The organism is Nitrospirillum pindoramense (assembly GCF_007827955.1).
Classification (GTDB): Bacteria; Pseudomonadota; Alphaproteobacteria; order Azospirillales; family Azospirillaceae; genus Nitrospirillum; species Nitrospirillum amazonense_B.
Genome location: NZ_VITR01000007.1, coordinates 287873 through 312621, shown reverse-complemented (window position 1 = coordinate 312621; position 24749 = coordinate 287873). Strand labels below are relative to the sequence as shown.

The 24749-nt window shown below is 68.3% G+C and carries 32 protein-coding genes and 2 tRNA genes; 14 read left to right on the top strand and 20 right to left on the bottom strand.

Annotated features, from left to right (window positions below):
- Positions 1–74: 74 nt before the first annotated feature.
- Positions 75–782, top strand: coding sequence for a glutathione S-transferase N-terminal domain-containing protein (locus FBZ90_RS14230; RefSeq protein WP_145733078.1), 708 nt, complete (start codon positions 75–77; stop codon positions 780–782).
- Position 783: 1 nt separating this feature from the next.
- Here FBZ90_RS14230 and FBZ90_RS14225 read toward each other — a convergent pair whose 3' ends face one another.
- The gene (locus FBZ90_RS14225; RefSeq protein ID WP_145733076.1) at positions 784–1122 is read right to left on the bottom strand and encodes a GIY-YIG nuclease family protein; all 339 of its coding nucleotides are present in this window, start codon (positions 1120–1122) and stop codon (positions 784–786) included.
- Positions 1123–1329: 207 nt separating this feature from the next.
- Between FBZ90_RS14225 and FBZ90_RS14220 the strand changes: the two genes are divergently transcribed.
- Entirely contained in the window at positions 1330–2028 is a 699-nt protein-coding gene (locus tag FBZ90_RS14220) for an SDR family NAD(P)-dependent oxidoreductase (RefSeq protein WP_145733074.1), read from the top strand.
- Between the two features lie 24 nt (positions 2029–2052).
- Positions 2053–2922, top strand: a complete 870-nt coding sequence (locus FBZ90_RS14215) for an NAD(P)-dependent oxidoreductase (protein ID WP_145733072.1) — start codon at positions 2053–2055, stop codon at positions 2920–2922.
- A 6-nt stretch (positions 2923–2928) separates the two neighbouring features.
- Here the strand turns inward: FBZ90_RS14215 and FBZ90_RS14210 are convergent, their stop codons facing one another.
- Both FBZ90_RS14210 and FBZ90_RS14205 read right to left on the bottom strand, forming a co-directional pair.
- Entirely contained in the window at positions 2929–3831 is a 903-nt protein-coding gene (locus FBZ90_RS14210) for a DMT family transporter (RefSeq protein ID WP_145733070.1), read from the bottom strand.
- A gap of 75 nt (positions 3832–3906) precedes the next feature.
- On the bottom strand, positions 3907–4830 hold the full coding sequence (locus FBZ90_RS14205) for a LysR family transcriptional regulator (protein ID WP_145733068.1): 924 nt from the start codon (positions 4828–4830) through the stop codon (positions 3907–3909).
- Between the two features lie 127 nt (positions 4831–4957).
- On the opposite strand from FBZ90_RS14205, the gene FBZ90_RS14200 reads away from it, so the two are divergent.
- The 3 genes from FBZ90_RS14200 to FBZ90_RS14190 all read left to right on the top strand — a co-directional run bounded on the left by FBZ90_RS14200 (position 4958) and on the right by FBZ90_RS14190 (position 7528).
- On the top strand, positions 4958–5713 hold the full coding sequence (locus FBZ90_RS14200; RefSeq protein ID WP_145733066.1) for an SDR family oxidoreductase: 756 nt from the start codon (positions 4958–4960) through the stop codon (positions 5711–5713).
- Positions 5714–5955: 242 nt separating this feature from the next.
- A complete protein-coding gene (locus FBZ90_RS14195; RefSeq protein WP_145733064.1) occupies positions 5956–6375 on the top strand; it encodes a CopD family protein in 420 nt (139 codons plus the stop codon).
- Between the two features lie 154 nt (positions 6376–6529).
- Positions 6530–7528 carry a transporter gene (locus tag FBZ90_RS14190; protein ID WP_145733062.1) on the top strand — a complete coding sequence of 333 codons (999 nt, stop codon included), beginning with the start codon at positions 6530–6532 and terminating at the stop codon, positions 7526–7528.
- A 10-nt stretch (positions 7529–7538) separates the two neighbouring features.
- Here FBZ90_RS14190 and FBZ90_RS14185 read toward each other — a convergent pair whose 3' ends face one another.
- The 4 genes from FBZ90_RS14185 to FBZ90_RS14170 form a co-directional block, all read right to left on the bottom strand.
- Positions 7539–7811: a hypothetical protein gene (locus FBZ90_RS14185; protein WP_145733060.1), complete on the bottom strand. Its 273-nt coding sequence runs from the start codon at positions 7809–7811 to the stop codon at positions 7539–7541.
- Entirely contained in the window at positions 7798–8016 is a 219-nt protein-coding gene (locus FBZ90_RS14180) for a DUF6726 family protein (protein WP_145733058.1), read from the bottom strand. The genes FBZ90_RS14185 and FBZ90_RS14180 overlap by 14 nt, the downstream gene beginning before the upstream one ends.
- A gap of 297 nt (positions 8017–8313) precedes the next feature.
- Positions 8314–8388: transfer RNA gene (locus tag FBZ90_RS14175), tRNA-Gly, on the bottom strand.
- A 99-nt stretch (positions 8389–8487) separates the two neighbouring features.
- Positions 8488–8562, bottom strand: a tRNA-Gly gene (locus tag FBZ90_RS14170).
- Between the two features lie 295 nt (positions 8563–8857).
- Here FBZ90_RS14170 and FBZ90_RS14165 point away from each other — a divergent pair.
- Genes FBZ90_RS14165 through FBZ90_RS14150 form a run of 4 tightly spaced genes read left to right on the top strand, consistent with a single transcriptional unit; the run spans position 8858 to position 11139 of the window.
- Complete coding sequence (locus tag FBZ90_RS14165) at positions 8858–9790, top strand: thioredoxin family protein (RefSeq protein WP_145733056.1); 933 nt, start codon at positions 8858–8860, stop codon at positions 9788–9790.
- 16 nt (positions 9791–9806) lie between these two features.
- A complete protein-coding gene (locus tag FBZ90_RS14160; protein WP_145733054.1) occupies positions 9807–10472 on the top strand; it encodes an LON peptidase substrate-binding domain-containing protein in 666 nt (221 codons plus the stop codon).
- Positions 10473–10498: 26 nt separating this feature from the next.
- Entirely contained in the window at positions 10499–10684 is a 186-nt protein-coding gene (locus tag FBZ90_RS14155; RefSeq protein ID WP_145733052.1) for a Trm112 family protein, read from the top strand.
- A gap of 11 nt (positions 10685–10695) precedes the next feature.
- Complete coding sequence (locus FBZ90_RS14150; RefSeq protein ID WP_145733051.1) at positions 10696–11139, top strand: gamma-butyrobetaine hydroxylase family protein; 444 nt, start codon at positions 10696–10698, stop codon at positions 11137–11139.
- Here FBZ90_RS14150 and FBZ90_RS14145 read toward each other — a convergent pair whose 3' ends face one another.
- From FBZ90_RS14145 to FBZ90_RS14135, 3 genes are all read right to left on the bottom strand, one after another.
- Positions 11140–11562, bottom strand: coding sequence for a type II toxin-antitoxin system VapC family toxin (locus FBZ90_RS14145; RefSeq protein ID WP_145733049.1), 423 nt, complete (start codon positions 11560–11562; stop codon positions 11140–11142).
- Entirely contained in the window at positions 11559–11813 is a 255-nt protein-coding gene (locus tag FBZ90_RS14140) for a FitA-like ribbon-helix-helix domain-containing protein (RefSeq protein WP_145733047.1), read from the bottom strand. Before FBZ90_RS14140 ends, FBZ90_RS14145 begins: the two co-directional genes overlap by 4 nt.
- 102 nt (positions 11814–11915) lie before the next feature.
- Entirely contained in the window at positions 11916–12629 is a 714-nt protein-coding gene (locus FBZ90_RS14135) for a MarC family protein (RefSeq protein ID WP_145733045.1), read from the bottom strand.
- A 200-nt stretch (positions 12630–12829) separates the two neighbouring features.
- On the opposite strand from FBZ90_RS14135, the gene FBZ90_RS14130 reads away from it, so the two are divergent.
- Both FBZ90_RS14130 and FBZ90_RS14125 read left to right on the top strand, forming a co-directional pair.
- The gene (locus tag FBZ90_RS14130) at positions 12830–13534 is read left to right on the top strand and encodes a CoA transferase subunit A (RefSeq protein ID WP_145733043.1); all 705 of its coding nucleotides are present in this window, start codon (positions 12830–12832) and stop codon (positions 13532–13534) included.
- A gap of 12 nt (positions 13535–13546) precedes the next feature.
- Positions 13547–14212 carry a 3-oxoacid CoA-transferase subunit B gene (locus FBZ90_RS14125; protein ID WP_145733042.1) on the top strand — a complete coding sequence of 222 codons (666 nt, stop codon included), beginning with the start codon at positions 13547–13549 and terminating at the stop codon, positions 14210–14212.
- Positions 14213–14446: 234 nt separating this feature from the next.
- Here FBZ90_RS14125 and FBZ90_RS14120 read toward each other — a convergent pair whose 3' ends face one another.
- The 7 genes from FBZ90_RS14120 to FBZ90_RS27840 all read right to left on the bottom strand — a co-directional run bounded on the left by FBZ90_RS14120 (position 14447) and on the right by FBZ90_RS27840 (position 17674).
- A complete protein-coding gene (locus tag FBZ90_RS14120) occupies positions 14447–15220 on the bottom strand; it encodes a substrate-binding periplasmic protein (RefSeq protein WP_145733040.1) in 774 nt (257 codons plus the stop codon).
- A 124-nt stretch (positions 15221–15344) separates the two neighbouring features.
- Entirely contained in the window at positions 15345–15560 is a 216-nt protein-coding gene (locus FBZ90_RS14115) for a phage shock protein B (protein WP_145733038.1), read from the bottom strand.
- Between the two features lie 14 nt (positions 15561–15574).
- On the bottom strand, positions 15575–15811 hold the full coding sequence (locus tag FBZ90_RS14110) for a hypothetical protein (RefSeq protein WP_145733036.1): 237 nt from the start codon (positions 15809–15811) through the stop codon (positions 15575–15577).
- A gap of 229 nt (positions 15812–16040) precedes the next feature.
- A complete protein-coding gene (gene pspC, locus FBZ90_RS14105; RefSeq protein WP_145733034.1) occupies positions 16041–16583 on the bottom strand; it encodes an envelope stress response membrane protein PspC in 543 nt (180 codons plus the stop codon).
- On the bottom strand, positions 16580–16810 hold the full coding sequence (gene pspB, locus FBZ90_RS14100) for an envelope stress response membrane protein PspB (RefSeq protein ID WP_040845458.1): 231 nt from the start codon (positions 16808–16810) through the stop codon (positions 16580–16582). The genes pspC and pspB overlap by 4 nt, the downstream gene beginning before the upstream one ends.
- A 7-nt stretch (positions 16811–16817) precedes the next feature.
- Complete coding sequence (gene pspA, locus FBZ90_RS14095) at positions 16818–17489, bottom strand: phage shock protein PspA (protein WP_145733032.1); 672 nt, start codon at positions 17487–17489, stop codon at positions 16818–16820.
- A gap of 14 nt (positions 17490–17503) precedes the next feature.
- Positions 17504–17674 (bottom strand): hypothetical protein, encoded by a 171-nt coding sequence (locus tag FBZ90_RS27840; protein ID WP_186455805.1) that lies wholly within the window; start codon positions 17672–17674, stop codon positions 17504–17506.
- 235 nt (positions 17675–17909) lie between these two features.
- Between FBZ90_RS27840 and pspF the strand changes: the two genes are divergently transcribed.
- Both pspF and FBZ90_RS14085 read left to right on the top strand, forming a co-directional pair.
- Positions 17910–19001: a phage shock protein operon transcriptional activator gene (gene pspF / locus FBZ90_RS14090; RefSeq protein ID WP_145733030.1), complete on the top strand. Its 1092-nt coding sequence runs from the start codon at positions 17910–17912 to the stop codon at positions 18999–19001.
- A 374-nt stretch (positions 19002–19375) separates the two neighbouring features.
- Positions 19376–21637, top strand: coding sequence for a transglycosylase domain-containing protein (locus FBZ90_RS14085; RefSeq protein WP_246130406.1), 2262 nt, complete (start codon positions 19376–19378; stop codon positions 21635–21637).
- 45 nt (positions 21638–21682) lie between these two features.
- Here FBZ90_RS14085 and FBZ90_RS14080 read toward each other — a convergent pair whose 3' ends face one another.
- From FBZ90_RS14080 to FBZ90_RS14070, 3 genes are all read right to left on the bottom strand, one after another.
- Positions 21683–23386 carry an acyl-CoA dehydrogenase family protein gene (locus FBZ90_RS14080; RefSeq protein ID WP_145733028.1) on the bottom strand — a complete coding sequence of 568 codons (1704 nt, stop codon included), beginning with the start codon at positions 23384–23386 and terminating at the stop codon, positions 21683–21685.
- 204 nt (positions 23387–23590) lie between these two features.
- Positions 23591–24250 (bottom strand): MarC family protein, encoded by a 660-nt coding sequence (locus tag FBZ90_RS14075; protein WP_186455804.1) that lies wholly within the window; start codon positions 24248–24250, stop codon positions 23591–23593.
- Positions 24251–24336: 86 nt separating this feature from the next.
- Positions 24337–24711: a hypothetical protein gene (locus FBZ90_RS14070; protein ID WP_145733024.1), complete on the bottom strand. Its 375-nt coding sequence runs from the start codon at positions 24709–24711 to the stop codon at positions 24337–24339.
- Positions 24712–24749: the final 38 nt, after the last annotated feature.

Genomic DNA, 24749 nt, shown 5'->3' with positions numbered 1-24749 from the left:
GTGACCACGGTCGTTGAAGCGGCAGTGGATTGGCAGTTCAATGCCGTTCCTCCCGCCGACTGATGAGAAGCCCGATGACCGACCTGTCCGCCTTCCCCATCACCCGCCGCTGGCCGGCCCAGCATCCCGACCGCATCCAGCTCTATGGGCTGCCGACGCCCAACGGGGTGAAGGTTTCCATCATGCTGGAGGAAACCGGGCTTCCGTATGAGCCGCATCTCGTCAACATCATGCAGAACGAGAGCTGGACGCCGGAATTCCTGTCGCTGAACCCCAACGGCAAGATCCCGGCCATCATCGACCCCAACGGGCCGGAGGGCACGCCCATCGCCCTGTTCGAGTCCGGCGCCATCCTGGTCTATCTGGCGGAAAAGACGGGCAAGTTCCTGCCCGCCGGCGCGACCGCCCGCTACGAGACCCTGCAATGGGTGTTCTTCCAGATGGCCGCCATCGGCCCGATGTTCGGCCAGGTGGGCTTCTTCCACAAATTCGCCGGCAAGGACTATGAGGACAAGCGCCCCCTGAAGCGCTACGCCGATGAATCCAAGCGCCTGCTGGGCGTGCTGGAGGGCCGTTTGGCCGACCGCCCCTGGATCATGGGCGAAGAGTACACCATCGCCGACATCGCCTGCCTGGGCTGGGTGCGCAATCTGGTGGGCTTCTACGGCGCGGGTGAGCTGGTCGACTACGGCAGCCTCACCCACGTTCCCGCCTGGCTGGAACGCGGCCTGGCGCGGCCGGCGGTGCAGCGGGGACTGGATATCCCGAAGCGGCTGGGGTGAGTTAAATCGCCTCCGCCTTCAGCGCCGCCCGCCAATGGGCGGCGCGGTCCTTCAGTTGGGCGCGGGCGAGGTAGGGGCTTTCCTCCGGCTCCAGCCGTTCCAGCACCTCGAAGGTGAACGCGTCGGCGCCGTGGGCGGTCCAGGCGGCTTGCAGGCCCCGGTGGGTGTGGCCGCCGTGGCGCAGACTGAACCACAGCCGGTTCTGGATGGTGTCCAGGGTCGGCGTGGGCCCCACCCACACGGTGTCCGGCAGGGCGGCACAGCGCAGCGCGTAGATGCCGGGCTCATCCTCCCGCTTCTTGTAGTCGGCGATGGCCGCCTTCCTGTCCTGGGCTTGCATGGTGCGATCCTATTTTACCCGGGTGATATTGGGTCTCGATATAATATCCGGGTAAAATAAGGTCAAGGCCGGGCGTGGCCCTGTTGTCGATCATCGGCCCCTGACTTTTGCCGGGGCCGCCCCATATCAGGCATCTGCCGTCCCTCTGGCCCGACCTCCGGCGCCAACCGGGGCGGCCGGTGCCCCTAGCAGAAAGGGTCTCCCCCTATGTCCGCTTCCCCCACCGCCTTCATCGTCGGCGCCTCCCGTGGCTTGGGCTTGGCCCTGGCCCAGGAATACCTGTCGCGGGGCTGGCAAGTCATCGGCACCGTCCGTCCCGGCACCGAGCCCGGCCCCCTGCATGAATTGGCCGGCGAGGCCCAGGGCCGCCTGACGGTGGAGCTGGTCGACATCGTCCATGCCGACCAGATATCCAGCCTGCGTCAGCGCCTGGCGGGTACCCGTGTCGACGTGCTGTTCGTCAACGCCGGCGTCACCAATGACCCCAGCGAAACCATCGGCCAGGTGTCGACCGAGGAATTCGTGCGGGTGCAGGTCACCAACGCCCTGTCGCCCATGCGCTGTGTCGAGGTGCTGGGCGACCTGGTGACGCCCAAGGGCACCATCGCCGTCATGTCCTCCATCCTGGGCAGCGTGGCCAAAAACCTCAGCGGCGGGTGGGAGGTGTACCGGGCCAGCAAGGCGGCGCTGAACACCCTCATGCGTTCCTACGCGGCGCGGCAGCCGGCCCATGGCCGCACCCTGCTGGTCATCGCCCCCGGCTGGGTCCGCACCGACATGGGCGGGCCGGCCGCCAGCCTGGATGTGTCGGAAAGCATTCCCCGCGTGGTCGACGTGGTGACGGCCCAGGCCGGCAAGCCCGGCCTGCAGTACCTGGATTACCAGGGCGCCACGATCCCCTGGTAAGCCCCCTTCAAGGAGCATCACAGCATGAGCAAGGTCGCCTTCCTGGGCCTGGGCGCCATGGGCGCCCGCATGGCCGCGAACCTGGTCAAGGCGGGGCACGCCGTCACGGTGTGGAACCGCTCCCCCGCCGCCACGGCCGACCTGACGGCGCTGGGCGCCGCCGCCGCCCCCAGCCCGCGCGCGGCGGCCGCCGGGGCGGATTTCGTCATCGCCATGGTGGCCGATGACACGGCCTCCCGGGCCGTGTGGCTGGACGACAAGACCGGCGCCCTGGCGGGCCTGGACCCGGAGGCCGTCGCCATCGAGTGCAGCACCCTTTCCCCCGCCTGGGCCGCCCAGCTGGCGGCGGCGGTCACGGCCACCGGGGCGGGCTTCCTGGAGGCGCCGGTGGTGGGCACCCTGCCCCAGGCGCAGGACGGCAAGCTGATCGTCCTGGCCGGCGGTGAGGTTGCGACCTTTGAGACGGCGCGGCCGGCGCTGGCGCCCCTGGCGGCGGCCATCCACCATGTCGGTCCGGTCGGCCGGGGGGCGGTGATGAAGCTGGCGGTCAACGGCCTGCTGGGCATCCAGCTGGCCGCCTGGGCGGAGATGCTGGGCTTCCTGGGCAAGGCCGGCTTCGACGCCGCCGCCGCCCTGGACGTCCTGACCACCCTGCCGGTGGCCAGCCCCGCCGCGGCCACCTACGCCCGCCTGATGCAGGCCGGCGACTTCGCCGTGCGCTTCCCCATCGACCTGATGACCAAGGACTTCCGCTATGGCACCCAGGCGGCGGACGGGCTGAAGGCCGACACCCCCGTGGCGGACGCGACCCTCGCGGTCCTGGAGCGCGCGCGGGAGGCCGGCCATGGCGGGGAGAACGTCTCCGCCCTCATCCGCCTTTATACCGGCCGCTGAAGCCGCTCAGGGGTGGGCGGCGGCCGGTTGCGGCCGCGGGCGCGCGGGGCGCTGGGCCAGCACGATGCCCAGCACCACCAAGCCGCCGCCCACCAGGTGATAGGGGTGCAGCACCTCGCCCAGCAGCAGGGCCGCCAGCACCGCGGTGGTGATGGGCAGCAGGTTCATGAAGATGGCGGTGCGGCCCGGCCCCAGGTGCTTCACCCCCTGCATCCACAGCACCGGCGCCAGGATGGATGTCGGGATGCCGGCATAGGCGATCATGGCGATGGTGGCCGGCGTGGCCGGGGCCGATGGCGCCAGCAGATAGCCCGGCAGCAGGAAGACCAGGCCCGCCGCCACCTGGGCGTAAAGCGAGGTCCACACCGGCAAGGGCAGGGGCCAGCGCTTCAGGCAGACGCCATAGGCGGCATAGGCGACGCAGGCGCCCAGCATGAAGGCATCCCCCCGGCCCACGCCGTGCGACAGCAGGCGACCATAATCGCCCTGGCCCAGCACGAACAGGATGCCGGCCAGCGACACTAGGCCGCCCGCCAGGGCCAGGGGCCCGTGCTTCTGCCGCAGCCACACGGCGCTGATCGCCAGGGTCAGCAGCGGCACCAGAGCGACAAAGATGCCGATGTTGGTGGCGCTGGTACTGGCCGCCGCGTAATAGGCCAGCCCCTGGTACAGCGCCATGCCCAGCAGGCCCAGGACGACGATTTGGGGCAGGTGCTGGCGCAGGGTGGCCCGTCGCGCCCAGGCGCCGCGCAGGCAGAAGGGCGTCAGCAGCACGAAGGCCACGAACCAGCGGTCAAAGGCGATGACGCTGGGCGGGATGGCGCCGGCCGAGGCCTTGGTCACCAGGTTGTTGCCGGTCCAGATCAGCACGGCCAGCAGGGGAAAGGTCAGATACAGGCGGGGCGTCATGGTGGCTCGGTCCTTCTGGGGACGCGACCCTAATGCCGGATGGCCTTGGGCTGTAGAGCGACTTTGCGACGGCAGCTATCGGCGCGGCGGCGACCGCCAGGCGGGATGGGACAGGGTCTCGATGAAGAAGTCGGCCAGCGCCTCCACCTTGGCGGGGCGGGCGCGGGTGGTGGGGGTCACCAGGTACAGCCCGCCCAGGGGCAGCGACCAGCCGTCCAGCAGATCCACCAGCCGGCCGTCGGCCAGGTATTCCGCCGCCAGGAACTCCGGCAACTCGGCGATGGCCAGGCCGTCCAGCACGGTGGGCAGCAGCGCTTCCCCGTTGGTGACGCGCAGGGGCCCGGTGGGCGTCACGGCCACCTCCGACCCCTCGGCGTTGACCAAGCGCCAGACGTCCTGACGGGCGCGGTAGGCGTAGCCCAGGCAGTGATGGGCCGCCAGTTCGCCGGGATGCCGGGGGCGGCCATAGCGGGCGATGTAGGCCGGCGCCGCCACGATGTGCCGGGCGATGGGGCACAACTGGCGCGCCACCAGCGAGCTGTCGGGCAACACGGCGATGCGCAGGGCGGCATCGAACCCGTCGCCGATCAAATCCACCACGGCATCGCTCAAATGCAGATCGACGGTGATCTCGGGATAGGCGCGCAGGAAGGCGGGGAGCAGCGGCGCCACCCAGCGCACGCCGAAGCTCATGGGCACGGCCAGGCGGACGGTGCCGCGCGGGCGGCTGGACAGTTCGCGCGCCGCATCCTCCACCGCTTCGGCCTCGGCATACAACTGGGACGCCCGCGCGGCCAGGGCGGCGCCCACGTCGGTCAGGGCCAGGCGGCGCGAGGTGCGGTTGAACAGGCGGGCGCCCAGCCTGTCCTCCAGCCGGCTGACGCCGCGCGACACGGTGGCGACCGATACGCCCATGGCCCGGGCCGCGGCGGCGTAGGACCGCTCCTCGGCCACCTTGGCGAACATGGCCAGGCCTTCAAAATCCGGCACCTTGGTCATAACGTCAAACCTGCAATGATAGTTTTCAATCCTTTCTATTTTGGAAATACGGGTTTGGCGACATCTTTTGCCCATCAGCCGCCCACAACAGGGTGATGTTGGACAAGAGACTGAAAGGACATAGAAAATGGCTCGCAAACTCGACGGTAAGGTCGCGGTCGTCACCGGTGGCACCAGCGGCATCGGCCTCGCCACCGCCAAGGCGTTCGCCGCCGAAGGCGCCCGCGTCTTCATCACCGGCCGCCGCGCGCCGGAACTGCAGGCGGCGGTGGCGGCCATCGGCCCCAACGCCATCGGCGTCCAGGCCGACAGCGCCAAGGCGGAGGATTTGAACCGCCTCTATGAACAGGTGAAGGCCCAGGCCGGCCGTATCGACGTGCTGTTCGCCAATGCCGGCGGCGGCACCATGCTGCCCCTGGGCCAGATCACGGAAGAGCATTACGACGACATCTTCGGCCGCAACGTGAAGGCTGTGCTGTTCACGGTGCAAAAGGCCCTGCCCCTGCTGGTGGATGGCGCCTCGGTCATTCTCACCGGCTCCACCGCCGGCAGCACCGGCACGCCGGCCTTCAGCGTCTACAGCGCCAGCAAGGCGGCGGTGCGCAGCCTGGCCCGCGGCTGGACCCTGGACCTGAAGGGCCGCGGCATCCGCGTGAACGTCCTCAGCCCCGGCCCCATCCGCACGCCGGGCCTGGTGGAGCTGGCCGGGCCCGACGCCGCCCAGCAGCAGGGCCTGCTGGACTACATGGCCAGCCAAGTGCCCCTGGGCCGCGTGGGCGAGCCGGAGGAGATCGCCAAGGCCGCCCTGTTCCTGGCCTCCAGCGACAGCAGCTTCGTCGCCGGCGCCGAGCTGTTCGCCGATGGCGGCCTGGCGCAAGTCTGATGCGCAGGGCATTTGATCTTGATCGCTCAAATGCCCTTCCTCAGGCGCCGGGCGCCACCATCCGGTGGCTTGGCTTACGGGCCTGACCGGCCCAGGTCGGCAAGTCGCCGGCCTAAATCCCGAGAAGTGCGGTGCGGCCCCGGGGCGACCCCGGGGCTGTTCGCCTTGGTCAAACTGGCCCCTCCGGCGGGGCGGCGGCTGGTGTATCAAGGGGACGAACTTCAGATCGGGAACCCGGACCCATGCCCTATCTCTGGCTGGAATCGCTGCATGCCGCCGCCGCCGTCACCTTCGTGGCGGGTTTGCTGGCGGCAGCCCTGTTGCTGGCCTTCGTGCCCAGCGCCGATGCGCTGTCGCCCGCCTTCTGGCGCGCGGCGCGGGCCTGGCACCGCTGGGTGACGGGGCCGGCCATCCTGCTGGTCTGGGGCCTGGGCCTGACCCTGGCGGTCAAGGGCGGCTGGCTGCCTTCCGCCGGCTGGCTGTGGGCCAAGCTGGCCCTGGTCACGGCGCTCTCCGGCCTGCACGGCGCCCAGGCCGGGGCGCTGCGCCGGCTGACCAATGGGCAACAGCACCGGCGTACCGGGTTCGGCCGCTTCATCCCCGCCTTGATCGTTCTGTCGGTGGTCGGCATCCTGTTCCTGGTGATCGGCAAGCCATTCTGAGCCGCGATGAAGCGACGCGGGCCACTCCGTCGCGGGGTGGACGGTCCTGTTGTCACAAAGTCGTCAGATTCCAGGCCATTGACGCTGGCCGTCCCCACCCTGCATCACAGGAGACGGGCGGCGGCGGGCCGTCCCGCTTCCGAAAGGACCATGGATGGGCACGCGCGCGGCGTCGGACATCAGCGAGGAACATGGGCTGATTTGCGGCTTCCTGGTCCGCAGCGGCGTGGTGACCCCGGTGCCCTGGCCCCGCATCGCCGACGCGCTGGCGGAACCCGATGGCTTGGTCTGGTTGCACTTCAACCTGGTGGATGTGCGGGCGCGGCAGTGGATCGAGGCCATGCCCACCCTGCCGCGCGGCGCCCGCCAGGCGCTGCTGGGCCAGGACAGCCACTTCCGCCTGGAACCGGTGGGCGAGGGATTGACCGGCGTGCTGGCCGACCTGCACCACCGTTTCGACGATCCGGCCGGCGGCCTGGGGCAGCTGCGCCTGTACATGGATTCGCGCCTGGTCATCACCGCGCGGCGCCAGCCGCTGATGGCGGTGGACCAGTTGCGCCGCGCCGTCGCCCAGGGCCTGGCGCCCACCGGGGCCATCGACCTCATCGCCCACCTCATGTTCCACCTGACCGACACCGTGGCGGCGGAGGTCAGCGAACTGGCCAATGACGTGGACGATGTCGAGGACGCCCTGCTGGCCGACCGGCTGGAGGATGAGGGGGAGAAGCTGGGCCGCATCCGCCGCACCGCCGCCCGCCTGCGCCGCCATCTGGGCCCGCAGCGCACGGCGCTGAACGTGGCGCTGGGCCGCCTGCCCGGCTGGTGCGGGGTGGAGGATCAGGCCCGTTTGCGCCAGGGCATCGATCGGCTGGACGGTGTCGGCCAGGACCTGGACCTGGTGCAGGAACGCGCCCGCCTGTTGCAGGACGAACTGTCCAACCGCTTCAGCGAGGCCACCAACCGCAACCTCTATGTCCTGTCCATCGTCACCACCATCCTGCTGCCGGTGAACCTGATCACCGGCATCTTCGGCATGAATGTGGGCGGCCTGCCGTGGAGCGGCCACGACGCCGGCTTCCTTTGGGTTTGCGGCGTCATGATCTTCACCATCGTGGCGTCCCTGGTGGTGCTGCACTGGCGGCGGCTGTTCTAAGGACGGGAGCTTACGGCGTGGCGGGCCGGCGCCAGGCGCCCATCAGGGCGCCGTGGGGCGGTTCCGCCGAAACCTCCGTCATGGTGAAGGTCGCCGCCGTCACCAACAGGGTGCCGCCCACCGCCAGCGCGACCAGGAACAGCGCGTCGGCCAGAGGCCGGGGGCCGATGGCCTTTTCGCACCGCGGGCACCGGGGGGTATGCGGTGACGGGCCCCCCGTCAGCACCACGCCACAGCCCTCGCACACGGCCACTGCCGGTGGGGTGGGGTCAGTCAATGGCATCGGCGGCGGCGTCCAGGGGCTTGGCGGCGATGTCGCCGGCCACCGGCACCACCTTGACCACGGCGCTGGCGGTGCGGACGGGCAGCGCCACCAGGCCGCTGCACCCACTTACAGCGCCGGCGGCGGCCAGGACCAGGGCGACGCGGCCCAGGCGGCTCAGGCGATAGGCGCATGTCTGCGCGGCAGGACGGGAACGGTGGGTCATCGGGCCGGTGCTCCTGTGTTGGGACCGCACTGCGGGGAGGATTCCGCTTGCTGACGCCAACCATAGCAGCTCGATTCTCAAAATACAAACCATCTGGTCGGTTTTTAAATTGAGCCTTATACGCAGACCTTCTGCTTTGCGGGGAACGGCCAAAGGCGGCGCATTGTCCGCTCAAGGTGGGCTGGGTCCGCCCAAGGTGGGCAGGCCGGGCTTTCGAATGGGGAGGAGGACGATGAGAGGGGGGCTGAAAAAGCAAAAGGCGCCCGAACGGACGCCTTGGTGCGACTTTTGAGAGACTGGAGCGGGCGAAGGGATTCGAACCCTCGACCCCAACCTTGGCAAGGTTGTGCTCTACCCCTGAGCTACGCCCGCGTATCCAACTCTCCGCCTTCATCGAAGGCTCATCTAAAAGCGAAAGGCCGAACCAGCCGGCCCGGCCTTTTCTCGCTTGATCTTCCTATCAAGGAAGACTGGAGCGGGCGAAGGGATTCGAACCCTCGACCCCAACCTTGGCAAGGTTGTGCTCTACCCCTGAGCTACGCCCGCACCCCATCCCGACGTTCGGCTCTGCCCTTGCGGTCAGTGCCCCCCGGCGGTGAGCGCGGATAATATGCAGGTGTCGATCGAATGCAAGCGCTTTTTTCAGGGAAAAATCGGGTGGCTTTTTTCCCCGTGCCGGGACGGCTATAAGGGACCGGTCACCCGCCCCGCTGGCGTCCGGGGCCCATATGCCCCTTGCGGCGGCGGCCAGGCGGGCTCATTTCAGTGACCTATGCGCGGGCTCCCGTGCCGTGCCCAAGGGGGGCGGCGGCGCCTGCGGCTCAGAAGGGATGACGAGGCCATGCAGTTTCCGACCAGCGCCGCCCCCGGCGGCAACGCCCCGGTGGACAAGTCCAACCTGATTAAGGACGGCAGCGACCGCACCTTCATGGCCGATGTCATCGAGGCCTCGCGCGAGGTGCCGGTGATCGTGGACTTCTGGGCGCCCTGGTGCGGCCCCTGCAAGACCCTGGGCCCGATCATCGAAAAGGCCGTGCTGGCCGCCAAGGGGGCGGTGAAGCTGGTCAAGATCGATACCGACCAGAACCCGGCCATCGCCGGACAGCTGCGCATCCAGTCCATCCCCGCCGTCTACGCCTTCTTCCAGGGCCGCCCGGTGGATGGCTTCACCGGCGCCCTGCCGGAAAGCCAGGTGAAGCAGTTCATCGACCGCCTGGTGCAGGCAGCGGGTGGCGTGCCCGGTGCCGCCGACATCGCCGCCGTGCTGGAGGAGGCCGGCCAGCTGCTGGAGTCGGGCGACGCCCAGACCGCCGCCGCCCTCTATAACGAGGTGCTGGGCGAGGAGCCGGAGAACGCCGCCGCCTATGCCGGCCTGATTCGCTGCCTGCTGGCCGCCGACCAGGCGGACACCGCGCAGGAGATGCTGGACCAGGCGCCCGCCGCCCTGGCCAAGGCGCCGGAGATCGTGGCCCTGCGCACCCAGATGGACCTGGCCCGCCAGGCGGCGGACATGGGCCCGGTGGGTGACCTGGAGCGCGCCCTGGCGGCCGATCCCGACAACCACCAGGCGCGCTACGACCTGGCGCTGGCGCTGTACGCCGCCGGCCAGCAGGAGGTGGCGGTGGATCACCTGCTGGACATCGTGAAGCGCGACCGTGAATGGAACGAACAGGCGGCCCGCAAGCAGCTGGTGAAGTTCTTCGAGGCGCTGGGCTTCAAGCATCCGCTGGCCATCGCCGGCCGGCGCAAGCTGTCGTCCATCCTGTTCGCCTGAGCCGGTGGGCGGCGTGATGAGCCCCTTCACCCCCAGCTTCGACCGGCTGCCGGCCAGCATCCCCGTCTTCCCCCTGACGGGGGCGTTGGTCCTGCCGCGCGCGCGGCTGCCGCTCAACATCTTCGAGCCGCGCTACCTCGCCATGGTGCAGGACAGCCTGGCCGGTGACCGGCTGATCGGGATGATCCAGCCCATGGAACCGGGGGCGGAGGCGGCAGGCGGCGTGGAGCCGCCGCTGGCCGGTGTCGGCTGCTGTGGCCGGCTCACCGCCTTCGCCGAAACCGATGACGGGCGCTACCTCATCACGCTCAGCGGCCTGTGCCGTTTCCGCATCCGGGAGGAGGTGTCGACCATGCGCGGCTATCGCCGCGTCATGGCCGACTGGTCGCCCTTCGCCGACGACTTCGTGCTGCCCGCCGACGGGCAGTTCGACCGCGCCGTGCTGATGGCGGCGCTGAAGACCTACTTCGCCCGCCGTTCGCTGACGGTGAACTGGCAGGCGCTGGAGGCGGCGTCGGATGAGCAGCTGATCGCCACCATCGCCATGCTGTGTCCCTTCACGCCGGCTGAGAAGCAGGCCCTGCTCGAGGCGCCGGATTTCATCAGCCGTGCGTCGATGCTGCTGGCGTTGGTGCAGATGGCGGTGCATGAATCGGCGGACGGCGACGTCGCGCGCCACTGAATTTTCTTCCCGAAGGACCCTGTCCCATGTCCGATACCGCCAAGGTCGATCCCAAGCTGCTGGAAATCCTGGTCTGCCCCCTGACGAAGGGGCCGCTCAGCTACGACGCCCAGCGCCAGGAGCTGATCAGCCAGCAGGCGCGCCTGGCCTACCCCATCCGCGACGGCATCCCCATCATGCTGGTGGATGAGGCCCGGTCGCTGGACGACTGAGGCCGACCGTCATGACCCAGGAAACCTTCGCCACCGACGCCCACGGCACCCAGCACTGGCCGACCGAGATCCGCTACAAGCGGGCGGAGCGCGAGTTGGTCATCACCTTCGACAACGGCGCCCGCGCCACCCTGCCGGCCGAGTACCTGCGGGTGGAAAGCCCGTCGGCCGAGGTGCAGGGCCACAGCCCCGACCAGAAGCAGACGGTGCCCGGCAAGCGCGCCGTCGCGGTGGCGGAGCTGGAGCCCATCGGCAACTACGCCGTCCGCCTGATCTTCGACGACGGCCACGACACCGGCATCTTCTCCTGGAAGTACCTGTACGAGCTGGGCATGGAGTATGAGGAGCGCTGGGCCCGGTATCTGTCCGAGCTGGCGGCCCAGGGCCTGGACCGCGACACCGCCCCCCACCGCCACGGCCCCAGCTGCGGCTCGGGTGGCGGCGGCTGCAGCTGATCAGGCCGGCTCTTGCCAGGGATTGATCACTTTCACGCCGCCCGCCTCGTAAGGGGCAGTATCACGTGAGGCGACGATAAAGCCGCGTGAGACGGCGACCGCGGCGATATATCCATCCGGCGTCGGAAAGCCCAAGCCACGCTTTCGATCTGCGGCTGCAAGCGTTGCATAATGGCAGGCGGCGCTGACATCAAAGGACAGCACCCGTCCCTCGAACAGGGCCAACAGCCCGTCCAAGGTTTGGGCAAGTGCGATCTTGCGCTGGCCTTCCGGCAGCGCCTCAATGCCGAACCACAGTTCCGCCAGTGTCACACTGCTGAGGTAAAGCGTTTCGGCGGCCTGGTTATTCAGCCAGGCGCGTACGGCCGGGTTGGGTTCCGGCTTCATCGCCTCTGAAACGACGTTGGTATCCAGGACGATCATTCGAACGTCATCGGCTCAGCCGGTGTTCTATCCCGCATATCCTCAAAGATAGCGAAGTCCTCATTACTAAGGCCCGCTTCCCGGCTGAGCGCCGCCAGCGCGTCCCCCAGGTGCAGGCGCTTTTCCGGCTTAACGGCACGCTCCAGAATGTCGCGGATTTCCGCTTCGGCGCTGCGGCCATGCTGCGCCGCGCGCACCCGTAGGGCGCGGTGGACCTCTTCTGGCCCGTTTCTCACGGTGATGGATGGCATGATAGCACCTTAATAATAGCGCTTGAGATGCATGCAATCCCACAAAATGAAAGCAGGCGCGCAATCCGGTATCGGTTATAGCCGGTGCTGTAGTGGGTGGTGCTAACCTTTCCCCGGGATCAGCCCGCTGGCTAAGATCCCGTCAATCACGAACTGGCAGGCCAGGGCGGACAGCAGGATGCCCAGCACGCGGTTCAGCACGGTGATGCCGGTACGGCCCAGGATGCGGCTGACCTTGGTGGCGAAGATCAGCACGAACAGGGTCAGGGCCAGGATGCCGGCTAGGACGCCCAGCACCACGGCCTGCTTGGCGAAATCGCCCTGGGTGCGGCCCATGAACAGCACGATGGTGGTCATGGTGCCGGGGCCGCTGATCAGCGGGATGGCCAGGGGAAAGACGGAAATGTCGGCGCGGTGGCGCGCCTCTTCCCGCTCATCCGCCGTGGCGGTGCGCACGCCGCTTTCGCGGGCGAACACCATGTCGATGGCCACCAGCATCAGCAGCACGCCGCCGGCGATGCGGAAGGCGGCGAAACCGATGCCCAGCGCCCGCAGCAACAGGTCGCCGGCAAAGGCGAAGAAGAACAGGATCAGGGCCGCGATCACCGTGCCCTTGATGGCCATGCGCCGGCGATAGCGCTGGTCCATGCCGGCCGTCAGGGCCACGAACATAGGGCCAAGCCCCACCGGGTCGATGGTGACGAACAGGGCGACGGCGGTGGTGAGGATGAGGTCCAGCACGGGAGGATAGGCCAGGGGATAAGGGGTAGGCCACAAGGGGCGCGGGCCCGGGTCCGGCCGGCGACGGCCCGGCATTCCGGCAGACCCTTCAGGGTCTAGCGCGTTGGGGCGCCTGCTGCAAGCCGCAGCCGCCAGGGGGCAGGCCTGCCGGACTTGAAGAGTCGTTCAAGTTGACGAACCCCCCTTGGGGGCCGTAAGCAATGCTGCGGTGCATTGCGCCTGGGAGAGGGGCCGCACCATAATTCAAACATCCTAGGGGGCCGTCCGGAGACACGATGAGCAAGAAGGTCTACCCCGACGCCGTAACCGCCCTGGCCGGGCTGTTGCGCAACGATATCACCGTCATGGCCGGCGGCTTCGGCCTGTGCGGCATTCCGGAAAACCTGATCGAGGCCATCCGCCTCTCGGGCGTGACCGGGCTGACGGTTGTTTCCAACAACGCCGGCGTGGATGGCTTCGGCCTGGGCCTGCTGCTGGAAACCAAGCAGATCAAGAAGATGATCAGCAGCTACGTGGGTGAGAACAAGCTGTTCGCCCAGCAGTACCTGTCCGGTGAGCTTGAGCTGGAATTCAACCCGCAGGGCACCCTGGCCGAGCGCATCCGCGCCGGCGGCGCCGGCATCCCCGCCTTCTTCACCAAGACCGGTGTGGGCACGCTGGTGGCCGAGGGCAAGGAACTGCGCGAGTTCGACGGCGAGACCTATGTGATGGAACGCGGCATCGTCGCGGATCTGTCCATCGTCAAGGCCTGGAAGGGCGATACGGCGGGCAACCTCGTCTATCGCAAGACGGCGCGGAACTTCAACCCGATGATGGCCACGGCCGGCAAGGTGACAGTGGCCGAGGTCGAGGAACTGGTGGAACCGGGCAGCTTCGACCCCGACCACATCCACACCCCCGGCATCTTCGTCCAGCGCATCATCAAGGGCGCCACGTTCGAAAAGCGCATCGAGCAGCGCACCACCCGTCCGCGCGCGTGAAGGAGCTGACCTATGGCATGGACCCGTGAGGACATCGCCGCCCGCGCCGCGAAGGAGCTGCGCGACGGTTTCTACGTCAACCTGGGCATCGGCATCCCGACCCTGGTGGCCAACTACATCCCCGATGGCGTGCACGTCACGCTGCAGAGCGAGAACGGCATGCTGGGCATGGGCCCCTTCCCCTATGAGGGGGATGAGGACCCGGACCTGATCAACGCCGGCAAGCAGACCATCACCGAACTGCCGGACAGCAGCTTCTTCAGCTCCGCCGACAGCTTCGCCATGATCCGCGGCGGCCATATCGACCTGTCGGTGTTGGGCGCCATGCAGGTGGCGGCCAATGGCGATCTCGCCAACTGGATGATCCCGGGCAAGATGGTCAAGGGCATGGGCGGCGCCATGGACCTGGTGGCCGGCGTGAAGAAGGTGGTCGTGGTCATGGAGCACTGCGCCGTCGACAAGAAGACCGGCGCGCTGGAGCCCAAGATCCTGAAGGCCTGCACCCTGCCGCTGACCGGCACCCGGGTCGTGGACATGATCGTCACCGACCTGGGCGTCTTCCAGGTCGACAAGGAAGGCGGCAGCGGCCTGACCCTGGCCGAGGTCGCCCCCGGCGTGACGGTGGACGAAATCCGCCAGAAGACCGAGGCCGAGTTCAAGGTCGCCCCCGGCCTTTGACAGGCTGTCCCGCATGAAGGCACGACGGGCCGTCTCCTTCTGGGGGACGGCCCGTTTGGTATCATACGCGCGGCATTTGAACGTGACCGTTCAAATGCCCCCTCAAGCGCCGGGTGGCCACATCCGTGGCCTTGGCTTGTCCGCTCGATTCAGGGGCCTTCCTTGGTCCCAAAATCTCCGGCGCCCGCCGTCGCGGGCTACTGCGGCACGATTGACCGTCTCGTGCCGCTGATATCAGCTACCGGCGCGGTGGGCTGCCTCGCGGCGCAGGCGGGTCAGCGTACCATCGGCGCGCATGGCGTCGACGGCGGCATTCAGCGCGTCCATGGACAAGGGGGATGCCGGCCCGTTGGCGCATCGCTCCTGGTGTTCGCCCACCGGCTGCGGCAGCACGGCCAGCGCCCCATCCCTGGGCGCATTGGCCCCATCCGATTGCCCCGCCCCCTGGCGGTACTCCGCTTCCAAATCGGTGGTCAGGATCGCGTCCACGCGGCGGTTGCGCAGCTTGCGGAAATTGCTGTCGGCGGTGGGGGCGTCCTCGCGCTGCCAGGTGCCGTCGATGAAGGCGGATTCCACCTCCGCCGGGTAGTGAAAGCCCAGGATGGCGCCCACCCGCCGCCCAGCCAGGTCACTCAACGTGCGCAGGCGATCGGCGTCCTCGCCGCGGACGACCAGCACGCTGCGGCTGGTCAGCAGGGACACGGAAAAACGGCTGGGGTCGATCTTGGGCAACCAGTCGGGGCTGTAGCCGCAGGCCAGGTCGATCAGGCCGTTGGCCAGGTCGCCCTCAAAACGATTGCGGGGCATCAGCCGGTAGATCGGCTTGAAGCCGGTGCGCTGGGCGATCTCATCCCCGATGGCTTTGACCAGGCCACCCGTCACCACGCCATCGCGCATCTCCACCAGCGGTGGCTGTTCCGTTTCCAGGATGCCGAAGACCAGGGGCCGGGAAACCGAGGGCGGCGAAACGACGGTGCGGGACTCGGCGCGCGCCCCTGATGGAAACAAACCCCCTCCCCCGGCCGTGACCAGGGACGCGATCAAGAGGACAGCCCCGGCGAGGAGGGGTCGCGGCACGGGTTGGTGGTTTCCTGGTGCTGGAAGGCCGAAGGGAGTGTCGTTCCTGGACCTGTCAGGCGCGGGCGCGCCAGCCGGGGGACTCCACGTCCAGCAGGCGCTCCAGCTGCTGCACCCGCTGCTCCAGCCGGTCGGCGCGGGCCAGCAGGTCGCCGGCGGCGTTGTCCGACAGGCCCTGGGCCTGCAGTTCGCGCGCGCGGATCATGTAACGGGTCACCAGGGCGACGATGGGGATCAGCAGGGCGGTGATGGGAATGAGAAGGGGAGACATGGGGCTTCGTCCTATCAGCGCTGGGCCAGCTGGTTCAGCTTGCGGTTGAGGTCGAATTCGGGGCTGGTGACGTGCCGCTCCATCTGGGTAACGCGGCGTTCCAGATCGTCGAAGCAGCGGAAACGCTGGTCCTGCTGGCCGCGGCGCGCCTGCGCTATGGCCTCGATGTCCTGCAGCCTCTGCACCGCCCGCAAGACGATGGCCACGATGGGAATAGACAGCGCCAGGAGGGGGACGAGTATCGGCGACATGGGAGAGGCCACCTGCTATGGGTCGTGTAACGGGTAAACTTGGAGCGTCGACGGGACCGGACCGATCCCATCAGGCCACGCAATCTTAGATTATTTTGTGCCTGGTGACAGGCCCCTGGCAACCATTGGGATGGGCTGCCGCAATAAACGGCCTGGAGGATCGCCCGGGGGGCACTCCTGGGGAAGGGGCCCTCGGGGGCGCCCGCTTCCCCGCCACGTACCCGGATACTTACTTCTCCAGGTCCTTGAACTGCCGCCGCAGGTCGAACTCGCGGGAGGCGACGGCGCTTTCCATGGCGCCGATCTCGCGGTCCAGGTCGCGGAACTTGGCGCGCAGGCCGGCCAGGGTCTGGTCGGGGCGGGTGGTGACCGACCGCCAGAACACCTCTTCCTCGCTGCTGCCGTACAGGCCCTGGGGCTGTGGCTTCAACACCACGGCCAGGACGATGTAGGCGATGATGGTGGCGGGGAAGAAGAACACCAGGCCCAGCACCATGCCCAGCCGCACCAGCCAGGCGTCGACGCTGAAGTAATCGGCGACGCCGGCGCAGACACCGGCCACCTTGCCGGCGCGGGGATTGCGGTACAGGCGGTGGGGGTTGGGGCTGCCGAACGAGCCGCCGCCATACCCGCCGCCGGAACCGGCCGCCGGGTTGGTCCAGCGGCTGCCGCCGCCGTACCCGCCCTGGCCGCCGCCAGGACCCCCGCCGGGCTTCCCGCCGGGGGGCCGCCGCCCGGGGAAGGGCGGCGGGTTGGAACCTCTACCAGTCATTGCCGTGCCCTCCAGCCCGGGGCCTCCGCATCCAGGATCTTCTCAAGCTGCTGGATGCGGCTGTCCATTTCGGTGGCGCTGTGCCACAGGTCCGACAGCATACGCTCGTCATCCACCGAGAGGGTCTTGGCGACCCGCCACTTCGTCACGTAGTGCGCGATGATCCACACCGGCGCCACGATGACCATGAAGATGATGGGGACGGCGACAAGTGCGTCCAGGTCCATGGACAGATTACCCCTGGTTCTTGGTCGCCAGCTTGGCCTTCAGGGCCTGCAGCTCGGATTCGACCTTGTCGTTGTTCTCCAGCTCGGCGATCTCGTCCGCCAGGCTGCGCTTGCGGCCCATGTCCAGGACTTCCGCCTTGCCTTCCAGGACGTCCAGATTGCGCTCGATCTGCTCGAAACGCGAGAAGGCGTCCGTGATGCGGTCGTCATGAAGCTGGGTCTTCACCTTCAGACGCGCCGTGGCGGTCTTCTGGCGGGCGACGATGGTGCGTTCCCGCGTCTTGGCGTCCTGCAGCTTGGCCTGCAGCTGGCCAATATCGTCGTTAGTCTTGGCCAGGGCCTCATCCAGGCGGCCCAGGTCGACGGTCAGGCCCTCGGCGGCTTCGGCGATCTTGGCGCGGGCCATCAGGGCGCCCTTGGCCAGGTCCTCACGGTCCTTGGACAGGGCCAGCTCGGCCTTGCGCTGCCATTCGTCCGCCTCGCGGCGCAGGTCGACCAGGCGGCGCTCGATCTCCTTCTTCTCCGCCACGGTCTTCACCGCGGAGGAGCGAACCTCGACCAGCGTGTCTTCCATTTCCTGGATGACCAGACGGATGATCTTCTCCGGGTCCTCGGCGCGATCCAGGATGGCGTTCAGGTTGGAATTGATGATGTCGCTGAGGCGCGAAAAGATGCCCATGGGTCAGGTCTCCTTCAGGCAAGGGCGATGAAAAGGTTGCTCAACACGGTGGCGACCGCAAGGATGATCCATGCCTCAACCGGTACGGCGCGGAAATCGTCCGCCAACATGGCCAGATGGCTGTGGGCCCGGCTGGCGAAGAACCCGGCGTCGCCGGACTTGTCATGGATCGTGTGGTCGGTCATCGCTGCATCCCCCTTCGATGAGTGCCTTGCATTCGATCGTGTGTCCCTACATCAGCAAAGGGCGTGCCAGTTTGGAAAAACAACACTAAGTCATTGATTTAAAAAGAAACGTGGCTTGGTGGTGGACGGCGCGGAGAGTGTCATTTATCCAAACTGACGATTATGTGGCGGATTTCGCCAATCGGTGCCATCATCCGCGAAACAGACCCATCCTTCTGAGGCGAGCGAATCACCGATGGCGTCCTCCGCAACCCCGCCGTCCCTGGTCGGCCAGGCCGCGTCCTTCCTGCAGTTGATGGAGCATGTGTCGCGCGCCGCGCCGCTGAACCGGCCCACGCTGGTCATTGGCGAGCGCGGCACGGGCAAGGAACTGGTGGCCGCCCGCCTGCACTACCTGTCATCCCGCTGGGACAAGCCCTTCATCAAGCTGAACTGCGCCGCCCTGTCGGAAACGCTGCTGGAGACGGAGCTGTTCGGCCATGAGCAGGGGGCCTTCACCGGGGCCGCCAAGCGCCATGTCGGCCGGTTCGAGCTGGCCGACGGCGGCACCCTGTTCCTGGATGAGATCGCCACCAGCTCGGCCTCCGTGCAGGAAAAGATCCTGCGCGTCATCGAGTATGGGGAGTTCGAGCGCGTGGGTGGCACCCAGACGGTGTCGGTGGACGTGCGCGTGGTCGGCGCCACCAACGCTGACCTGCCCCGGATGGCCACGGCCGGGAAGTTCCGCGCCGATCTGCTGGACCGCCTGTCCTTCGACGTGGTGACCATCCCCCCCTTGCGGGCGCGGGCGGACGACATTCCCATGCTGGTCGATCACTTCGGCATCGCCATGGCGCGCGAACTGGGGCGGCCCTTCTTCCCCGGCTTCGCGCCCAGGGCCATGAGCCAGCTGCTCGCCTATCCCTGGCCCGGTAACATCCGTGAGCTGAAGAACGTGGTGGAGCGTGCGGTCTATCGCGCGCAAGGGGCGGAGCGCCCCATCGACGAGGTCGTCTTCGACCCCTTCGACTCCCCCTTCCGCCCCGCGCCCATGCCGGGCGACCGCCGGTCAGGCCCGGCGCCAGCGGAGGAGACGGGCGACGAGGCGGCACCCGCCGCATCCGCTTCCTCCGGCCCGCTCCCGCCCGGTGGCCCTGCGGCGGCGAACGGCCCGTGCAACTTCCTGGAACAGGTGGCGGACTTCGAGAAGGCGCTGCTGCGCGCGGCGTTGGAGCGCAACCAGTTCCACCAGAAACGCGCCGCCGCCGATCTGGGCCTGAACTACCATCAGTTCCGGGGATATCTGCGCAAGTACGAGCTGCTGGACCGCCGCAGCGCCGCCGAGTGACAGGCGCCACTTTTGCGCGTTTCTTTCACCGGGACGCGACCGCGTCCGCCGGAGTTTTACGGGGAGCCGTAGGCGGACCGCAAAACGAGGACAAGCCAAGGCCGTGGATGCGGCCGCCCGGCACCTGAGGGGGCGTAAAACACTGCGGCCAAACGCCGCCCTGAAAACGCCCTTTTTGGCCTCTAACGCTGGAATGGAACCGATGGGCCCCCGTAATACCGGGGGTGGGGGAGGGCGAAGGGACAGGGGGTCAGGGTTGACCAGCCGGCGCTTTCCGCCGCCCCGGCCATCTCCTAGATAGGGCCTGAACCGCCTTGATATTTTCCTGCGTTACGGCGCCTGCGCGCCAGCAACGCCCCAGGTGAGCCGCCGCCTTGAGCCCTGACGATACCGACACTTCGCTGCGCGCCTTCCGCCCCGTGGGCAGCCAACCGGCGCCGCGGCGCAAGCCGTCGCCGCCCAAGGCTGCACCCCGCCCGCGTGAGGAGGCCCGGCCGCAGGACGATGATGAAGGGGCCGGCGGCCAGCCGCCCCGCCGCCGCCCGCCGCCGCCCCGGAGGCGCGCGCCCAAGGGACGTCCCGGCCGCCGCCTGCCCTGGTGGGGACGGGCGCTGATCGTCCTGGGCATCTGGGGTGTCATGGTCTTCGCCGGCGTCGTCGCCTATTTCGCCTACGACCTGCCGGAAATCAGCCAGGTGGCGCAGTTCCAGCGCCGCCCCGCCGTCACTGTGCTGGCGGCCGACGGCAGCAAGCTGGCCCGCTTCGGCGACATGCGTGGCGAGACGCTAGAAGTGTCGGAGATCTCGCCCGACCTGGTCCATGCCGTCCTGGCGGTGGAGGACCGGCGCTTCTACAGTCATTTCGGTGTCGATCCGATTGGCATAGCCCGTGCCGCCTGGACCGATTACCGCACCGGGCACATGCGCCAGGGCGCCTCCACCATCACCCAGCAGCTGGCGCGCAACCTGTTCCTGTCGCCGGCCAAGACCATGCGCCGCAAGGTGCAGGAGGCCATGCTGGCCCTGATGCTGGAGCATCGCTACACCAAGGACCAGATCCTGGGCGCCTATCTGAACCGGGTGTACCTGGGGGCCGGCACCTATGGCGTGGACGCGGCGGCCCGCACCTATTTCGACAAGTCGGCGACCCAGGTGAACCTGCGTGAGGCGGCGATCATCGCCGGCCTGCTGAAGGCGCCGTCGAAATACTCCCCCAGCGCCAACAACGAACGCACTGAACAGCGCATGGCCGTGGTGCTGGCCACCATGGTGGACGCCGGCTACATCACGGTGGATCAGGCCAAGGCGGTGGTGAACCAGCCGGCCCAGCCGCGCGCCAACCCGGCGGTCGAGGGCGACGGCCGCTACTTCGCCGCCTGGGTGGCCGACCAGGTCAACGCCTTCATCGGTCCCAACCATGGCGACCTGGTGGTCCACACCACCTATGATGCCAAGATGCAGCGCGCCGCCACGGCCCATGTGGCGGAAATCCTGAACGGTCCCGGCGTGGCCGCCAACGTCCACCAGGCCGCCGTGGTCATCATGGCGCCCGACGGGGCGGTGAAGGCCATGGTTGGGGGGCGCGACTATGACGAAAGCCAGTTCAACCGTGCGACCCAGGCTCTGCGCCAGCCCGGCTCCTCCTTCAAGCCCTTCGTCTATCTGGCGGCGCTGGAAGCCGGCCGCACGCCGGACGACCTGATCCTGGACGCCCCCTACAAGCGCGGCAAGTGGGAGCCGAAGAACTACGAGCCCGGCTACATGGGTGAGATTCCGTTGCGCACGGCGCTGGCGCACTCGGTCAACACCGCCACCATCCGCCTGCTGGAAAGCGTGGGCATCGACCGCGCCATCGCCGCCGCCCGCCGCCTGGGCATCACCTCGCCCCTGCGGCGCGACCTGTCGCTGGCGCTGGGCACCAGCGAGGTCACGCCCCTGGAACTGACGGGCGCCTATACCGCCATCGCCAACGGCGGCCGCGCCGTCTTCCCCTATGGCATCACCGAAATCCGCGACGCCGACGACAGCGTGCTGTACCAGCGCAAGGGCAGCGGTGCCGGCTATGCCATCTCCGCGGCGGAGGATGCCAACCTGGTGCGCATGATGATGGGCGTGGTGCAGGTCGGCACCGGCAAGTCGGCGCAGCTGGCCGACCGCCCCATCGCCGGCAAGACCGGCACCACCCAGGATTACCGCGACGCGTGGTTCATGGGCTTCACCGCCGACTATGTCACCGGCGTGTGGCTGGGCAACGACGACGGCGATGAGATGAAGCGCATCACCGGCGGGACCCTGCCGGCCAAGCTGTGGAAGGCCATCATGACCGACCTGGAGCAAGGCCTGCCGGTGCGCGACCTGATCCCGCTGCAGCCCGCCGCCGTGCAGGATCAGGCGCCCGACGGCCCGGCCGTGCCGCCCCTGCCCACGGTGGAAACGGCGCCCCTGGACGGCGCCCCCACCGCCGCCGCCACGCCCGCCCCTGGGGTGCCGGCGGTCGACACCAGCGGTCAGGTCAAGCCCGAGGCGGTGCAGAAGGAAGAGGACCAGGACGACGACAAGGACGTCCCCCCGGCCGACACCGCCAGCAAGCCCGACCCCATCGGCGATTTGCTGAACAAGCTGAAGAAAGAGCAGTAGTTTTCGGGATTACTCAGGCGTCTTGGCCAGCCCGGCTGGGGCGCCTCACTCCACCGGCTGATACAGGATCACGTCCTCGAACGCGGCCAGGGCCGGTTCCATCGCCGTGGCGATGGGGTTGTGGTGGGCTAGAACGCGGGCGGCGAAGCGGTTGGCCACCAGCAGCTTGCGCCGGTCGCCCAGCTTCAGGTCGGCCACCGCCTCCTCGCACAGCAGGGCCGTGGCCAGGGTGTCGGATAGCAGGTCCAGCAGGCGGCGGCCGTGGCGGGGTGCCTGGTCTGGGTTGCGGCGCAGGTGCGACAGGGCGGCCCGGCATTCCTCCAGGGCGCCTTCCAGCAGGTCGGCGGTGTCGCCGGCCTGGGGCGGCAGGTCGGACAGGGCGGCCCCCACCCGGCCCAGGAAAATCTGATCGCCCGGCCGTTTGCCCGTCACCAGGCGCAGCAACTCCAGCGCCTGGATGTTGGCTGGCCCCTCCCACACCGCCGTCACCAGGCAGTCGCGGTAAAGCCGCGCGGTGGGGAATTCCTCGGTGTAGCCGTTGCCGCCCACCATCTCGACAGCATGGCGGCAGGCTTTCACCGCCTGGTCGGCGGTGCGGTACTTGGCCAGCGCCGTCACCAGCCGCAGCCAGTCGCCGCCCTGCTCCGGGTCGCTGTCGCCGGTCGCCAGGGCGTCGAAGGCGAATACCGACTCGAAGGACAGCGCCACCGCCGCCTCCAGCTCCATCTGTATGTCCAGCAACTGATCCTGCACCATGGGGTAATGGACCACGGTCTGGCCGAAGGCGGGGCGATGCACCGACCATCCCAGCGATTCGACGAAGGCGCGGCGCAGCAGGCCGGCTGAGGCGACGGCGTTATGGATGCGGCTGTATTCCAGGGCGGCCATCATCACCTTCAGCCCCTCACCCGGCCCCGCCACCTCGAAGGCGGTGGCGCCCAGCAGATCCAGTTCCGCCGTGGCCAGGCCGCGCGTGCCCACCTTCTCCTTCAGCCGGCGGACGCTGTAGGCGTTCGGCTGGCTACCTTCCAGATGGCTGGGCACCAGATAGCAGCCCAATCCCTTGCCGTCGGCGGGCGCGCCGTCCGGCCGGGCGGTGGCCAGCGCCAGGCCGGACCCGGCGTTGCTGGTGAACCATTTCAGGCCGTGCAGGGCCCAGCCCTCATCCGTCTTCACCGCCCGTGTCGTGGTGGCGCCCACGTCGGAGCCGCCGTGCAGTTCCGTCGCCCAGGTGCCGCCCGACAGCGCCCGGCCGTCCATGCGCGTCAGGTCCGGCAGGAAGCGCTGGCGCAGATCGTCGGGCGCCACGGTGTTCAGCACATGCGCCACCGCCCCCGTCATGGTGACGGGGCAATGGATGGACACGTCCGCCTGGCTCAGCAGATAACCCATGGTGAAGCAGGCCATGTGCCGGCCTGACGCGCCCTTCTGATAGGGCAGGCCGACGGCGCCCCGGGCATAGGCCTCGGCGTGGCATTCCATATAGCGGGGGTTGAAGACGATGGGGGCGCCCTGGTGCCCGTTGGGGCCATAGGGCTGGGGCGTGTGCCGCGGGTTGGCGTGGCGGTCGGTGTATTCCGCCTGCTCGTCCAGCGGGCCGCCGGCCCAGGCGCCGAAATCGGCCAGCCTGTCCTCGTGCCGCTGCAACTCCTCTGGCGCGCGCCGTTCCAGCAGGCGCTGCAGGTTGATGTCGGCGATGTACAGGTTGGTGCCGCGGGCGGTGCGGGGAACCTCATCCGGCGCAATCATTGCGGTTTCCTCGTGCTCCCTCAGGCGCCGGGCGGCCGCACCCGCGGCCTTGGCTTGTCCTCGATTTCCAGTCCGCCTTCGGCTTCCCAGAAATCTCCGGCGGCCCCGGTCGGGGCCTAGGCCCGAGGCGTCGCCTCCGACCGTTGGCCTTGTTTGGACAGTGTGCGCTAGGCGAAGGGTTAGGGAAACCTCATAAGCGCCGCTTCAGCCGCCGCCGGCCAGGCCGGGGAACAGGTTGCGCAGGCCTGTGGCGATGGTTTCCACCGCGACCGAGGCCAGCAGCAGGCCGAACAGGCGGCTCATGATGTTCAGGCCGATCTGGCCCAGGCGGTTGCCGATGGGGCCGGCCAGGCGCAGGGCGCCCCACAGCAGCAGGCAGACGAAGACGATGCAGCCGATGATCAGGCCGCCATGCATGGGGCCGTGACCCTTTTGCATCTGGATGATAACGGCGGTGATGGCGCCGGGGCCGGCCAGTAGGGGTAGGCCCAGGGGCACCACGCCGATGGCGGTGCGCTGCCCCGCCTCATTGGCCTCCCCCTCCGTCTGTTTCATGGCGGAGACGTTGGCGTTCAGCATGGACAGGGCGATCAGAAGCAACACCAGGCCGCCGCCCACGCGGAAGCTGTCCAGGCTGGTGCCCAGCAGGCGCAGCACCAAGTCGCCCACCAGGGCCGAGACGATCAGCACGGTCGCCACCGTCAGCACCGCCTGGCGGGCGATCATGTTGCGCTCGCGCTCGCTGCGGCCCTCGGTCAAGCCCAAGAAAATGGGAATGGCGGCGAAGGGGGTCAGAATGGCGAACAGCGCGATGATGAACTTGCTGTATTCCTGCCACGACGCCACGAACGACGATAAATCCAAGGCCACCCCCGCTGACGATCCCGCGCCCAACCGCGATGGCGGGCAGGGTAGACGGCGCGGCGGCTGGGCTCAATGGTTTGTAGAGCTTACTGGTCGGCTGGCGCCAATCGTGCCGCCCGCCGTTCACCCCAGCGGGTTCCCAGCCAAAGGCCGATACCTACGCAAACTGCCGCCAATGCGATCACGGCCGCTATGGCATCGAACAGGGGAATACCCTTCGTCGTCAGCGGTTGAATGACGCCCCGCATCTCGGCTTGTTGGACCGCTACAGCGACCATCATCAGCGTAAATGACAGGCCACCAAGGACCAGTCCGCGGCAGCGGGCGATCATGCTGATGCGCTTATAGCCCGGGCTGTTCTTGACGGCCGCCATCTTTTCCTTCGGCGTCCCGGTTTGTTGGCGATACAGCGCCTGGATTTCATCCACGTGGAACAGATAGTTGATGGTACGGCGCAGCATTGTGGGATCTCTTCTGGTCGGGTCTACAACCTTAAGAA